Source organism: Sporosarcina gallistercoris, assembly GCF_014836415.1.
GTDB lineage: Bacteria > Bacillota > Bacilli > Bacillales_A > Planococcaceae > Sporosarcina > Sporosarcina gallistercoris.
The window spans coordinates 47,041-62,323 of sequence record NZ_JACSQY010000010.1; the positions used below are offsets into that span (position 1 = coordinate 47,041).

The following is a 15,283-nucleotide window of genomic DNA, read 5'->3' on the forward strand; positions in this document are numbered from 1 at the left end:
GCCGCGGGAATGGAGCGGTTCAAGCACAGTTTCGGGCGGCCATTTAGTTGAATGGAGCGCTTCGCTGCTGCCCATGCAAAAAGGCTGCCCGGAGGCAGCCTTTTTCCTATTACTTTTGAACAATCACGTAGCTTCCTGCCGCTTCGATATCGAACTGTGCTTCGTTCTTTTTCACTTTGACTTTTGATGATTTGTTTGTGACTAAGTTGAGTGCTTCCGCTTTCTTCAACTTCTTCGCTGTTGCTTCATCCAATCCAATTGCGACTAATATTTCTTCATCGAATTTTTTCAAAGCGGATTTGTTAGCTGCAGTGCCAGTTGAAAACTCGATTGTGTAGACCTCTGAGACGGCATCCTTCACGTTGGCAGATGAAGATGTGCCGAGTGTGATGACTGCGTCTCCGGCAGAGCGGTTCATCAGTTCTTCAACAGCTTCGTCTTCGAGTGTGTAGACTGCGTTTCCTGCTTTAAGCACGAGGTCTTTCTCAGACTTCTCGATTTTCTTCAAGATCGCTTTTGAGAATTCCACGTCCATTAAACCGACTGCTGCTGGTACTTCGATGATGATCTGCTTCGATTTTTTATCCGCGATGAACGCGTTGATCATCTCATCTGTAACTACGATCGCTTTCGGTGCAACTGCTTCTACGTGAACTTTCACAGTCGTTTTGAACGCGCCGAGGGTGACGCTGATTTCTGTATCCCCTGCTGCGATTGCAGAGATTTTACCTTGGGTTACTGTTGCAACGTCGGCATTATTCGTCTGGTATGTCGCCTCTGTTGTCACGTCTTTTGTTGTCGACGTGCCGTCCGCTTTTGTCGTGGTCTCGACGAGTTGGACATTCGCTGAGTCCCCTGCTTTCAAGGAGACACTGTCTTTGTCCAAAGAATACGTGATGATTGGCGCGGTTTCGCCTTTTACTGTCAAGTATACGAGTAGGCTTTCACCGTTCGGCAAGACGACTTTCACTTGTGTTTTGCCTGGCGTGAGCGCGCTGATCAACCCTTTGTTGACTGTTGCAATTTTGTTGTTGACGACACTGAACTTGCTTGCGCCTGTTACGTCTTTTTCAGTGATTTTGCCATCTGGAGTCACTGTTTTCTCAGTTACCTTAATCTGCGTTTGCTGATTCACTTGCATCTTCACGTCGGTTTTATCCACCGAATAGGTGACGATGTTTTGTGGAGGCGTGACGACTTCCAGGTAAACGAAGATCGTGTCTTCTCCTGGAATCATGACGCGGACTTGCGTTTTGCCTGCTTTGTGAGCAGTGACGAGTCCTTTTGAAACCGTAGCGATTTTTTTATCCACTACGTTGAAGCTTGTGGATGGCGTGAAGTCTTTCTCAACGACTGTACCGTCCGGCTTCACGGTCGTTTGCTTGACTGTCAGTTGTTCCTGCTGGCCTACACCTAATTTCAATGCAGTTTTGTCCACCGAATAGGTCACAACGTCTTGCGGAAGATCTTTCACTTCGAGATAAACGAAGCGTGTATCCTGTCCAGGAATCATGACACGGACTTGCGTTTTGCCTGCTTTGTGAGCAGTGACGAGCCCTTTGTGGACCGTAGCGATCGAGTTATCGACTACGTTGAAGCTCACTGTTGGCGTGACGTCCGTTTTCACGACTGTACCGTCAGCTTTCACTTTCGTTTCCGTGATTGTCAGCTGTTCTTGCTGACCAACGCCTAGAGACAAGCTCTTCTTGTTCAGTGCGTAGCTGACCTCTTCTTTCACAGGTTCCGCAGTTACAGTAACTGGAACTGTTTGTGTGAATTCATTGTATGTGACCGTGATCTCCGCTTTACCAGCAGCGACCGCTGTCACTTTTCCGTTTACAACGGTTGCAACTGTTGCGTCGCTTAAAGCGAACGTTGCTTCTGCAGTTACGTCGCGGTCAGTCGAAGTTCCGTCTGGCTTCGTTGTTGTTTCCGTGACGAGAAGTTGAGCTGTATCTCCCACTTTCAAGTCGAGTGCGGTTTGATCGACCGCAACAGAAACTGTGTCCACCGGCTCATCGACAGCTGTGTAGATGACTTCTTCTGCTTTGTTGCCAGCAGCGTCTGCGTATTTCACAGTGACATTGTTTTTTGTTTTATCGAAAGTCGGAAGGTCGAATGTGAATGTACCGTCCTGTGCCAACTTCACTGCACCGGAATCCACGACTGCATCATTTGCTGTCACTTCGTATGTTGCCGAAAGTTTTGTATTGAGGTCGTATCCCATTCCGTATTTCACGAGCTCTTTTTGGTAATCGACGTATTTGTCGGTGATTTTACCAGTTACTTTTCCGTCTGAAACCGCCCCTTCGATTGTGCCTGCAGTCGATTTCACAACTACTGGACCTACGTAATCAGCGATAGTTTTGGGATTTCCTGACTTCGTTTCAGCAGAGAAGTCGATTGTGTACAAGCCATCCGGAATCACTTCCGACCCTGTACCGCCCCATTGTGTGTACTTACCTAGTATCGGAAGCTGGTAGGATCCTGCCGTTAGGGTATCACTTGCGTGCAAATATCCGATGTAGCCGTCGCTATACTTGCCGCCGGTCGGGTTCATGATATCCCACAGCTCGATCGTGTTGAAACCGACATCGCCAGTTATTGTGAAGTACAACATGGCATCATCGTTCACACCGTCTCCATTGAATGAAAGATCCGTTTTCGTGATTTCCATATCTTTAACTGCGACTGCGGCTGCTCCACCGAAGTCAGCTGCGAATGGTAATGAAAGATCTTTGCCGTTACCTTTGATGTGGATGTAGCCGAGGATTTCATCCCCCGCTTTTGTCTCTGCTTTTGACGCCGTCAGAGTTACGTTCAGAAGTTGTTCACCGTTTAATGTGAACTCGGATTGATCAACCGTGACTTTTGCGTCGCCGAATCCTTTTGTTACGTCAACAGAAACGGTATAGTCGCCGCCAGCTGATTTCAAATCTTTTACGTTGATTTTTTTAGTGACAGAGATGTTTTTATCCAACTTTTGAGGACCGAATGTAACGGTTCCTTTTAAGTTGTCCACTTCTGTTCCGTCATTGTTTGCTGTATCGATCGCATAAGCAAGAACATCTGCGCGCGCCGCTTTGTAAGCATCCACGCGTCCTGCCCCTTGAGCGAAGACGTCATACTTTTTCGTATCGAGTACTGTTGCAGTGTTGGAAAGAGCCACCTTTACGTCAAATGCGTTCCATGTCGGATTCGCTTGTTTCACGAGTGCCGCAATTCCAGCAATGTGTGGAGTTGCCATGGACGTACCTGTTTTACGTGAGTAGGCCTCGCTGTAATCTGCATCCGGGAAATCGTTCCCGTACATCGGGATTGTGGACATGATGTTGGTTCCAGGTGCAGAAACGTCTGGCTTGATGTCGAAGTTCGGTGTGGATGGACCACGTGAACTTGAGTCGTTGACGTCATCACCTGTTGTTTTGATGCTTGAGAATTGATCGAAGGAAATCGTACCTGGCGCTGCAGCGAGTGCTGCACGCAGGGCTTCCCCATCTGTTACAGACATATCGAATGTCGGGATGAATTCGAATGCGTCGCCGAGAAATACATCTGATTTGTTCGGTGCATTTGTACCGCCCGCAAAGTTGTGTACGATGATTGCAACTGCACCGTTTTTCTTAGCCGCTGCGACTTTATCAACGAACGCGATTTCTCCACGAGCGACGAGTGCCACTTTGCCAGTTACGTCTAGATCTGCGTAGTCTTTTTCAGCACCCGCTCCAGGAACTGCGATGAGATCGTAACCGCCTGCTAATTGTGTTTCTACGTCTTTGCCGAATGTCGTTGCCATCAGGTCATTCACTTTACTGTAAGTGAATTCACCTGCTTTTACGTTTACGTTCGCTTGGAAATGTGTTTCAGGGTTTGTCGTATTCCCTACTGCAATTCCGAGTCGTGATGTTGCCGGAGTTCCCATTGTGCCCCGGTTCGGGCCTGAGTTGCCCGTTGCAACAACAGAAATCGTGCCCGCAAGCATGGCGTTGTTGATCGCGAAGGACGCGCCATCCGTTTCGGAGTTCGCACCACCACCGAGAGATAAGTTGATGACGTCAATCTTTTCAATGACTGCTGTATCGATCGCTTTAATGATGCCTGAAGTCGCGCCACTTCCATAAGCGCCGAGGACGCGATATGAATAGAGGTCGACTTTCGGTGCAATGCCTTTGATGCCGAATTCGTTGTTACCTTGTGCTGCAATCGTTCCTGCCACGTGAGTTCCGTGGGTCGTATAGAATGAGCTGCCTCGCTCGTTCACTTCAGGCTTGTTTGCAGGACGATCGAGCGGAGACGTTTCAGAACCATCGTCATCTGCGCGTGGACGTGCGTACTCCCCGTCTACGTGAGGGACGAAGTTTTTACCGCCTTTATAAACCGCTTTCAAGTCAGGATGGGATGCGTCGATGCCTGTATCGAGAACCGCCACTTTGACGCCTTGTCCTTCAATACCTTCTTCCCATAGCTTGTTAATGCCTAAAAATGGAATGCTTGTGTCCATCTTTGCATCCACTTTCGGGTCGACTTTTTGAAGACCTTCCTGTGCATAGACGGTTGTATCAGGTTCGACGTATTTCACGCCGCGTATTGTTAGGAGTTTCTTGAGGTCGTTCGCTTGAACTGTTCCGGAGAGACCGTTGAGGACTGTATCGTATGAGTAAACTTGGTCGAATTTCACTTTTTTAACCGTCATTTCCTTACGTGCCGTGTTTTGCTGGGCCTGGATTTTACCCTTTTTGAGAGTAATCTCGGATTGGGTCATCTTTTTCCCGTTGAGCTTATGGATCCCCTGTTCAAGGCCAACCGCTTTTTCGGATAAATGAATGATGACTGGAACTTCCTGACTGCCAGATATACCTTGCAGATCCTTGTGGAGTCGGGCATCCCCTTCCAGCAAGCTTGTCTGCTGTGCAATCGCAGCTTTTTGCTGAAGCGCACTTGCGTCTTGCGGATTCGTCTTGAACGGCTGTTTCAATAGAGCTGCATTTGCAGTACCGTTGAATGGCAGAACAAGCGAAAGGACCATGATGAGTGTTAGAAATGCACTTAGAAATTTGGTGAATTTCTTATTGGTCAATTCCTCTTCCCCCTTAAACTATTAGTTGTCAGACTTAACTAAATTAAGTGACAGAATGACAATATCATAGTTTGGAAGATATTAGAATGGCATACTGACAAGGTTTTATAGATTTAATACTGTTTTCTGAAAAATCGTTCAATAGGCATCTGTTTGACTCATGTGAAGTAGTCCGTTGGCAGTGGCGAATACTTCGAATTCCGTGATGAATGTCGGAGGTGATGGATGTAGGGCGTTTGACTGGGGGATTAGTTGATAGGGTGATGGATTATTTTTTTGGAAACGGGCGGGTTGCTCGAGGAAACGAGCGGGTTGCGTGGGGAAACGGGCGGGTTGTCCAGCGAAACGAGCGGGTAGAGCGAGGAAACGGGCGGGTGCCGCGGAGAAACGAGCGGGTAGATCGCAGGAACGAGCGGGCTATCCTAATGCCCTGCTTCCCCGTCCCTAAATGCGTAGCGAAGCGGAGCACACCAATTAATCTTGGTATTGAATCAGGGTAAGACGGATTGATCGCGAGCTTTTATACGAATTAATTAAGAGACTGTTCCAAGGAAACGAGCGGATGCATCCCTGGAACGGGCATGCTGACCCTTCCGTTCTCGCGATTAGCACACACCTCCCTAGATCCCGATTAAAAACCTCAAAAAGCACTCCCTGATATCACGAAGTGCCGCTCATTTAAGTTTCATTCATTTCTTCATTCAACTCACAACAATATTTGTAGATGTCTGCGGTCGCTCGGCAATCCGTTAAGCCGCTCATAGATTCTTGCTTAGTCCCAAGCAAGAAAGCCAGTTTTTTTATTTTTTCGGTGTCTTCCAGCTGACTCGCCACTTTTCTTGCTAATTTGGTCGTATCGACCACTGTGTATTTAGGTAACTTAAATGTTGAAAAATCATGGAAGGACTCTAAGAATCCCATTTCGAACGAACTGTCATGGATGACAATCGGCAACTCCCCAATATATGAAATGAGTGGTTGAATCACCTCTTCCATAATAGGCGCGCTGCCAATTATCTCATCCGTCAGTCCCGTTTTCTGTATCACTTCAATTGGAACGTGGCGCTGAGGATTCACTAACGATTCGAAGACATCTTGTTCTTGATGGTTTTTGTACCTCATCGCGATTACATTGATGATCTTATCGGCGCCTGCACGCATGCCTGTTGTTTCAAAATCGAGGACAATATAATCCTTATGACAATCTTCAGTAGTTATATAGTTACTATTTCTCGTCTGTTTCCGGACCCGCATATTCTTTTGTTTGGGTACTTGGTTCAACAATTCGTGTATTTTTTCACGTTGTTTTTTCATTAAGATGCACTTCCCTGTATAGTTGTTATGCGTCTCATATTCCCGATTTTCAAATTATTATGCATGAATTCAAGATATGTTAACAACTTTTTAACTAGATCATATGAACTGTAAGATGAACAAAAATTAAGATAACTTAGTCATTTCGACAGAGAGCTTGGTCGCTGTTTACAAATTGACAAGAAAACGAAACGTGCAAGGATTGGTTAACAATTAATGGAAACAGATGAAATTGGTCATCTATCACCAGGGGATACCTGTTTAGTACCCTTTTTCCAAGTCACACGATCCTTAATGCATTTCAGAGTCTACACAGTCAAAAAGACTGCCCGATTCATCAGTTTGCACTGAATATCGGGCAGTCTTTTTTGTGTAACGTTTTATCTGCTTATGGTTGTTTCAATAGCAATACTTTGAAATAATTTTTCCAGCCGAATGCTTTCCATTCCGCTTTTGTCGGCAGGTCCATCGGCATCGGGAAGAATACACGCGGTGCACTTTCCTGATCGCGGATGGATGTGTCGTGAACGACTACATCCCCTGATGCGAGCCCCTCCGTGACGACCGTACGATTGAGATATTCGAATGGCGTAGCCACCTCTATTGCCGCTGCATAGCCATTTTTGTCAAGTTGCCATACGGAAGCCTTATCCTTACCTGCATTTGTTAGCCAATTCGTACGAACTGCTGCGGCGTTTTGCGCAACATTTGTTGTAATGACCGTGTTCACGTGCGTTCCGAATGGAGCAGGAACTTCTCCTTCGTCCGCACTTAAACGGACTCTATAATACGCCAATGGATTGGTTACCTTTTTATCTGCGAGCGTTTTGTAAGCTTCTAAAAATTCGTTCGGTGTTGCAGGAACTTGGTCAATTGATTCGACTGAACCTTTTAACGTGCCTTCTGTTCCTTTCGCATCCAGCACAGCGGGATCTCCATTCGCCAGCTTGCTCCATTCTTCGTCTTCTGCGTACGTCTCCACCACTTGCTCATTGCTATAGATGACGATTTTCGGCTGATCGCTTTCGCCAATAATACGCGCAACGACACCATCTGTCGGGCTAATAAGGGCTGGATTCGATGAATTTTGGTCCAATTGTGATTCAACCACTTTCAAACGACGTTCTGTATCCGCTAGATCACGTTCCGCTTCTGCGATAGCTTGGGCAAATGAACCGGTTTGATTCACATCGACTTTTACATCCACGTTCAGCTCCACTTTTGTATCGTCATCAGTCTGAGTACGGTCCGACTTCGATGAGTTGGAGCTATCTGTCTTATCGCCAGATTCGAGATCGGAAATTGTCGAACGGATCGTACTTTGCTGTGTGAGCAATGCTTCTTTCTCAGATTCCCAAACTGCACGCTGACCATCCGCTTGTTCTGTCTGTAACGTAGCAAGTTCTTCACCTGTCGTCACCGCATCACCTTCACGGACGAGCCATGTATCGATTGCATTACTGTCGCTCGTATAAACTGTAAACGTTTCTGCGGGAGCGACCAACCCTTCTTTTGGCAGTACTTCTTTGTACTCTTTCGCTGACATCCGTTCGTATTCGCCCACATATACCGACTTCGGAATTACGCTTTTCTCGGAATACATCAGATAGAGATTGAGTGCGACAAAAATACTGACAACAACTCCGATGGCTGCATTTGTAAATTTGTTCATGACGCAGCGCCTCCTTGCATGACGTAATTGAAGAGACGTTCAAATGGGATATATCCGATCGCCGCTGTCAGCAGTGCGAAGAGAATTTGCAATCCGATGAGGACGGCGAGTAAACTTTTCCAATTCATCGTCTTCGTATAAGCACGGATGAAACTGAACTGCAAACTCACGATGAGTGCAGAGATGATTGTTAACTGATTGAGGAACATGACTAAAAACCATATGTCCGAAAAAGTTGCCGTTAACGGACCGAATGATAAAAATGATACGTTTGTCGATTCCCCTTTCACGAGGAAGACAAGGAATACAAGCATCTTTTCGATAAGTAAAACACCAGTTACCAGGAGTTGCAAAGGTACTATCCGTCGAACTGGAATCGACGTCAAAAGACCAAGGATGTAAGAGACAAAAAACAAATGAAAAGCTATGTAGACAACGGCCCATAAAATAGCACCTATCACGGAGACAAAGCGAGCAATCGTATAATCACCGTCGGTTGTAAGTGCCAGCATCGGACTAAGTGATTCCGTTGTCATTCCCCATATGTCGCGTAACGCAAAGATTACGATTCCGGAAAGAAAAAGGAAGACAATTCGTCGGTTGAATCCGCGCATTGCCGAATTTTGGTGATTAATCGCGAGTTGTGAAGGATTCGTTACATAGCGCCAGAACGAAAAGTTGAAGAACATGGGATAATTCCTTTCTTGTCAGAGATGGGAAATGGATTTTGATAATAACTTCCTATCCTCTACTTTAGCAAAATCTACAAGATTTGCAATGAATACAGGCGAGAAACATACATTAATAGTCTTTTATTTAAAAATGTGTTTCTAAACAACTGAATTGTGGTATTAAATAACTAATTATCAAGATAACTATATCTTCACCACGTCAAGGAGACCCGTTATTCGAGATATCTCGTTATTTCCCGGGAAATCGACAAAAGGAGCGAAATAGGATGGAAAATAACACACAAACTCGAAAGATGGCATACATGTCTTGGCAGGATGTTGCGTTCGGTCTTTTAGGATCCGCATTGTTTGTCATGCTATTATTCTTACTCACATGAGCACTCTGAGCATCATCACTTTCAAACTGCATTAAAAAACACCTATCTCTTACAAGATTGATAGGTGTTTTTTACGTGTCATTATTCAGTTTGTACATTCGGTGTGTGCATTCCTTCCGTCAGTTCCGCGAACAGTTGTCTGTTGTTATTCTCCAAGGCGTAGTCAATCATACGCAATCGATTCTCCCGTTCCAGTTCTCCAATCAGTTGCTCGATTTCACGTGCTTGCGGTTCAGATAGTTCAGGGGCTAAGTGGAAGATGCCTTCTAATACGCCAGATAGATGAAGGTGTAAATCGGAAATCAACAGCAACTGATACAGCGGTAATCGGATGAACCGGCTGCCTCGCTGAAAGACGAATACTTCACCTAAGTTTTCGACTTGCAAGCTTTTCATGTTGATGACGATTTCTTTTCCTTCAATCGGTACAAACTGAAAGACTTCTTGACCTTTCAGAATCGAAAAATATTGATACGCAAACACTAATCGCAGACGGAAATCTTCTTTGCTCGTATAGAATGGAGTCATTCGTTTCACTGATAGCATCTGTATCCCCTCCGAATTTGAATATTCCGATTATTTATAGTTTATCACATCCAAGCTCTATTTGTGAATGATAAATGCCTGATGTTATTAACTATATGTAAGTGGGACAGAAGCTATTTCAGGGATTCGTCATTCCGGATTCCGATTGGGAGGTATCATGAAAAAGGACATGCCGTGGGGTATGAATTCTTGTATTCCTAATTCATGCAATGCTCTTAATACCGCATTTGTTAAAATACCGTTCGATCGGTTCACCTGATTAAACGTTATCATATTTTTTGCATAGTCGACCGTGATCGAGTCGAAAAAGGATTCCCCTACAGTAGCGGAAATGATATACATGGTCTGACGTTCTTTCACGTCAATGATCCCTTCCGAACTTGGCGGGTGCAGCTTCGTCTGGAGGTCACTTGCCCCATTCGTAATCATTCTTCTCAAACCCGGGATGTAGATTACCATTTGGTGGGAAATAATTTCTCACTCCTCTCATATGATTTGCCCTGTTTCTTTCAACCTATTTTGTAATTATGTAAAACTACTTATCATTTTACATATACTGTTTGAATTGGTATCTAAACCAACGAATTGTTGAAAAATCACTTCACGTTTTGTTGGATTCGCCAAAATCATTCCTCTTCTACTTTACGGTAAGACAAAAAGTGGGGGAATGGTCATGGATCGCAAATATCGAAACTTCGGCAAACAATTTAAAGAGTATCGTGAAGAATATTTGGATATCAAACAGCTGGAAGCCGCTGAGCGTCTCTCCATTTCCTCTTCCGCCCTTTCGAACTATGAGAGGACCGACCGGGATTTAACTCCTGATATGCTAGCGGAAATGAAGCGTACATTTGACATTCCAGATGACTACTTCATCGCGATGCTGATGGGAGAACCTTTACGTGACGTCCGATCAGACACTTCTAAATCTGCGGGGAAGACGGGAGAGATACGAGAGCGCTATCGTGACCAATTCATCGAACACCACCGCCAGTTGTTGGAAGAGAGCAACGAATTACGGGAAATGATCGCAATCGCCGCCTCCCTTTCTGAAAAACAACGTCGCATCTATTTCAATTCGATAAAATCCAACCTTGCCGTATTTAAAAGTCTTGTCGCAAAAAGTGAGCAATCTGACGCTTCCCTTCCTCGTCCTGAAAAAGAACGATGAAGGGTTTTTTCTTTTCCTGCGTGTGATGATTTACGAAGGCCGCTGAACTGATGTATAATAGAAAGAATGCTTTGTCTAGGGAGTGGTTTTATTTTGCGCGTCGCTGCAGAACGTATTTCGTATTTGCATGAACGAGAAATCGAAAAGATGATGAATGATATCCACTATACATTCCGTCCGGATCATCCGGATCAGTCGGAGCTTATCCGAAGCGCCATTACAGCAGTTCGAAGAGGTGCTATTTCGTCGTATCGTTATTCACAAGATGACAGTGAAGTGCTCGCCCAACTCAATGATCGTGCTTCGGAATTTGTACGTTTTTCGTTTAATGAGCAAACGTTAAGTTGCACGTGTGGTCGTAAGGGGCGCTGTGCCCACCAACTTACGGTCGTGTTTGACTTGTACTCACAGTTCCATTCGTTAACTGAATGGTTTCAAGAATGGCGGACGTCTGAAAAAGAGCAGCTTGCTTTGAAAGTGACTGAGCGTACACCTGAAGCATGGGATGGCGTCTTAACGCGAGTGACCGCCCCTCTTCGTAAACTCACCTTATCGACCAACTCTTCCGTGTTCACATATGAATGCGCAGAGATTGAGAATCGCGTCAAGCCGCTCATGCCTTTTGAATATGAGTGGAAGCCTCTGTTCGACTTATATTATCGACTGCACCTAGTCGATTCAGCTTTTGAGTATGCCTCTTCAATACTATCATCAGGACAGTCCCAGCATTCCTACGGGACTTGGCAAATCACTACATGGCTTAACGACCAAATTTCCGATATTGAAAAATTGGCGGGGACGTTCAGCAACAAACCGAAGTTGTTTGAAACGGATCCTTTCATGACACGTCTGAAAGAACTTGTCCATTCAGTTTGTGTCCATCAAATAGGGCTGTTCCCGTATCGTTTCCGAATCTATGAAGCCATTTGGGGACAGTTGTTCACAGGCCGTAACGAGCGCGATGAAGAGAAACAGCTGCTTGCTCAGGATGCTTCGACTGACGCCCGTCTGTTTGCCATGTATTTCGCGATAATCGAAGGACGCGGGGATGTTCTTGAAAGTGCCCTTGCTGAAGAACAGCAGCCCGATTTCGGCAGCTGGATGACGCTTGCACGATTTGCGCTCACTGAAGCGCTTGCCCCTACTGCAGCTTCTATTGCGCGCGGTCTTTACCCGGCTATCGAAGGCTACTTCAGCCAGAAGAAGAGCCGCAGTGAGCAATTAGCAGCTGCGCACGAGATCGACATGCTCCTTGCGAACGGTGATTTTTCTGATGAAGAGCGGGAATCCGTCTTTGCTATGTACGGCAAGATCGGGATACCGCGTTATTCCGCTTTCTTGATGGAACGGAAACGTTATCAGGAATGGGCAGCACTCCTGCATCGCTTCAACGTACCGTATGACAGTGTCGAACAAGAGGATTTGAAACTTGTGTTAGCTGAGCAACCTACTGCTGCACTCCCCTTGCTGCATGATTATGCCCAGCAATTCATCGCTGAAAAGAATCGGCTCAGCTATCGTCGTGCAGTGAAGCTGTTCAAGCGCATGCGGACAGCTTGTAAAAAAAGCGGTCACACAGATTTCTGGAACCGATACATCCGAACGGTGCGGGATAAGTACCGCCGGCTGCGCGCTTTAATCGAAGAAATGGAGAGGGGGAGTCTTGAATTATGAGACCTGCACATCGACTCGCACGTGAGTTACAACTGACCATCCAGCCTACAGATCGTGGCACTTTTGCGATTTCAGCTGCAGATGACTATGGAACAACGATACCTGCTGATCGACTCGTCTCCTTCTTCTTCTTTGCCGATGATACGTCCTTGTTCGGATTAACCGTGCCAACTGAAGATAACACCATCCTTTTGCATCCACATGAGTGGGTCCAGGCATTGAGCGGAAATCGCCACCCTTTCGTCGAATATACAGGCGCGACTGAGAAGGATGCTAAGCAATTGGAAGCGGCTGAAGAAGCTGCCAAACTGTGGCTGTCCAAGGACTTGTGGTCCTATACCGAACCTGATGCCGAGCAAGTCATCCACTTCGCAGCTGACGCAGCAGGAATCTCTGAATCAGCTGCACTTCTTACAAAACAAGCGATTGCCAGCAAGTTCCAAGCACTCGGTGTACGTGCCGATATGGTAGCTTCCTTGTTGCCACATCTGAAAACCTACGGATGGCCCGGAGAGACAAAATCGGATATTCCAGTGCGACCTGCGTTCCGCTTAACCGAACCGGACTCTGAGCGGACGGAAGACTGGTTACTTGAGACCGTTATTTTGAACGAACGCGGGACACAATGGGTGCCTGCTAAGTCGAAACGTCACGCAGCTATCGAGAGTGCGTTACCTGCTAAGATGAAACCTTATGCCGCTGCCATTTCGGAGCAGCAATCAGAAATGATTTCGTTCCTGCAGTCCGTCCAACCGGAAAAAGAAGATGCGTTTCTTCATATACCGATGAGCGACCCCGAAGTCCGGATGTTCATCCAGCATGATTTACCGTTATTCCAGTCATTCGGACTCGCCGTTCTCCTTCCTTCATGGCTGAAGACCGTGACCGAGTCTAAGATGAAAATTCGTACGGATGCAGGGGTTCAATCATACAAATCTGCTGCAGGATTAGATGAAGTGCTCTCATTCAACTGGAGTTTCTCACTAGCCGGCAATGAAATCGACCGGGAGACGTTTCAAAAAATGGTCGATGAGAATCGTGAATTCATCCGCACGGGAGATGAATGGTTCCACATCGATCCGACTTGGTTAAAGCGCATTAAAGAATTGATGGAGCAAGCGGATAATGGGGAGTGGACTGTGAAAGACCTTTTGTTCCAAGAGCTCCCTGAAGAGATTGTCCCGAGCGAAGACGATGAGTTGGAAGACGATCCGTTACTTGCGTTTACAATGCAGCAGTCACTCCGTCAATATGTGGATCAAGTAATGGACAAAAAAGGCTTACCTCATGTACAAATACCTGAACTGTTACAAACCGAGTTGCGTCCTTATCAGCAAGAAGGCTTCAACTGGCTCATGTTCATGCGTGAACAGCACTTCGGAGCTTGTCTTGCAGATGATATGGGACTTGGAAAAACGGTACAGCTTATCAGTTATTTGCTGAAGGTGCATGCCGAACCTGATGCGACGCCTTCGCTGATCATTTGCCCGACCAGCGTGCTCGGTAACTGGCAAAAAGAGTTGGAACGCTTTGCACCTTCTTTGAAAGCGGCCATTCACTACGGACCCGGCCGTTTGAAAGAAGGTCAGTTCAATGCATTTTTAGCACAGGAAAAGCCCGATGTCGTGCTGACAACTTACGGGACAGCTACTCAAGATAGTGAATTCCTTGTTGAGTTTCCATTTGCTAGCATCACGCTGGATGAGGCGCAAAATATAAAAAACATGCAAACGAAGCAATCCAGAGCCATCCGTCAACTTCGTGGCGGTCATCATATCGCGTTGACCGGGACGCCGATCGAGAACCGGCTTGCGGAGTTATGGGCGATTTTCGACTTCATCCATCGCGGGTATTTCGGAAGTTTCAGGAAGTTCACGGATGACTTCATAATTCCGATTGAGCGGGATGATGATGAGCGTATCAAGAGTCGTCTGCGCTCTAAAATCCACCCATTCTTATTGCGGAGAACGAAAAGTGATCCAGACTTGCAACTCAATTTACCGAAGAAGCTCGAGCAAAATGAGTATGTGCCACTTACAAGTGAACAGGCTGCCATTTACGAAAGCTTCATTGAAGAAACGAAATTCAAGCTGCAGACACTCTCAGGATTTGAACGTAAGGGACTCATTTTAAAGATGTTGAGCCGGCTGAAGCAATTGTGTAATCACCCTGCTTTGTTCTTGAAAGAACCATTTACAGAGGCCGACGAAATGTTGTCGAGATCTGACAAACTGGAGCGGATTGTGAAATTGGCTGCTGAAATCGCTGCCAATGGGGAGCAATGCTTGATATTTACACAATATATCGGAATGGGCCAGCTCATTCGACAATGTCTGACAGAGCTTTACGGATTCGAAGTCCCTTTCCTTACAGGAAGTATGCCGAAGGGACAGCGCGATCACCTTGTGGAAGCGTTCCAAAAAGGTGAATTCCCGATTTTCATCCTTTCGCTCAAAGCGGGTGGCACCGGGCTGAACTTGACAGCTGCAAATCATGTGTTGCACGCAGATCGCTGGTGGAACCCGGCTGTTGAAAACCAGGCGACTGACCGAGCATACCGGATCGGTCAGGAAAAATTTGTTCACGTTCATAAGTTTGTGACGATTGGAACAATCGAAGAAAAAATCGATAAGATGCTTGAAGAGAAAGCAGCACTGTCTGCTGATCTTATCCAATCCAGTCAGTGGCTGACGGAACTATCTGATCGGGAACTGGATGACCTGCTGTCATTCGGATGACCCACATTCTACATCCGCAAAT

The 15,283-nt window shown here is 46.1% G+C and carries 9 protein-coding genes; 3 read left to right on the forward strand and 6 right to left on the reverse strand.

Annotated elements, in window-relative coordinates; genetic code table 11:
* Positions 1–109: 109 nt before the first annotated feature.
* The 6 genes from H9659_RS12440 to H9659_RS12465 all read right to left on the reverse strand — a co-directional run bounded on the left by H9659_RS12440 (position 110) and on the right by H9659_RS12465 (position 10,107).
* Positions 110–5,077, reverse strand: coding sequence for a S8 family serine peptidase (locus H9659_RS12440; RefSeq protein ID WP_191691043.1), 4,968 nt, complete (start codon positions 5,075–5,077; stop codon positions 110–112).
* A 678-nt stretch (positions 5,078–5,755) separates the two neighbouring features.
* Positions 5,756–6,391: an exonuclease domain-containing protein gene (locus H9659_RS12445; RefSeq protein ID WP_191691045.1), complete on the reverse strand. Its 636-nt coding sequence runs from the start codon at positions 6,389–6,391 to the stop codon at positions 5,756–5,758.
* Positions 6,392–6,779: 388 nt separating this feature from the next.
* Entirely contained in the window at positions 6,780–8,063 is a 1,284-nt protein-coding gene (locus tag H9659_RS12450) for an efflux RND transporter periplasmic adaptor subunit (RefSeq protein ID WP_191691047.1), read from the reverse strand.
* Entirely contained in the window at positions 8,060–8,752 is a 693-nt protein-coding gene (locus H9659_RS12455; RefSeq protein ID WP_191691049.1) for a hypothetical protein, read from the reverse strand. Before H9659_RS12455 ends, H9659_RS12450 begins: the two co-directional genes overlap by 4 nt.
* A gap of 461 nt (positions 8,753–9,213) precedes the next feature.
* Entirely contained in the window at positions 9,214–9,678 is a 465-nt protein-coding gene (locus H9659_RS12460) for a transcriptional regulator (RefSeq protein ID WP_191691051.1), read from the reverse strand.
* Positions 9,679–9,807: 129 nt separating this feature from the next.
* The gene (locus H9659_RS12465; RefSeq protein ID WP_191691053.1) at positions 9,808–10,107 is read right to left on the reverse strand and encodes a hypothetical protein; all 300 of its coding nucleotides are present in this window, start codon (positions 10,105–10,107) and stop codon (positions 9,808–9,810) included.
* A gap of 244 nt (positions 10,108–10,351) precedes the next feature.
* Between H9659_RS12465 and H9659_RS12470 the strand changes: the two genes are divergently transcribed.
* The 3 genes from H9659_RS12470 (at position 10,352) to H9659_RS12480 (ending at position 15,261) form a co-directional block, all read left to right on the forward strand.
* Entirely contained in the window at positions 10,352–10,849 is a 498-nt protein-coding gene (locus H9659_RS12470; protein WP_191691055.1) for a helix-turn-helix domain-containing protein, read from the forward strand.
* Between the two features lie 93 nt (positions 10,850–10,942).
* Positions 10,943–12,523: a hypothetical protein gene (locus H9659_RS12475; RefSeq protein ID WP_191691057.1), complete on the forward strand. Its 1,581-nt coding sequence runs from the start codon at positions 10,943–10,945 to the stop codon at positions 12,521–12,523.
* On the forward strand, positions 12,520–15,261 hold the full coding sequence (locus H9659_RS12480; RefSeq protein ID WP_191691059.1) for a DEAD/DEAH box helicase: 2,742 nt from the start codon (positions 12,520–12,522) through the stop codon (positions 15,259–15,261). Before H9659_RS12475 ends, H9659_RS12480 begins: the two co-directional genes overlap by 4 nt.
* Positions 15,262–15,283: the final 22 nt, after the last annotated feature.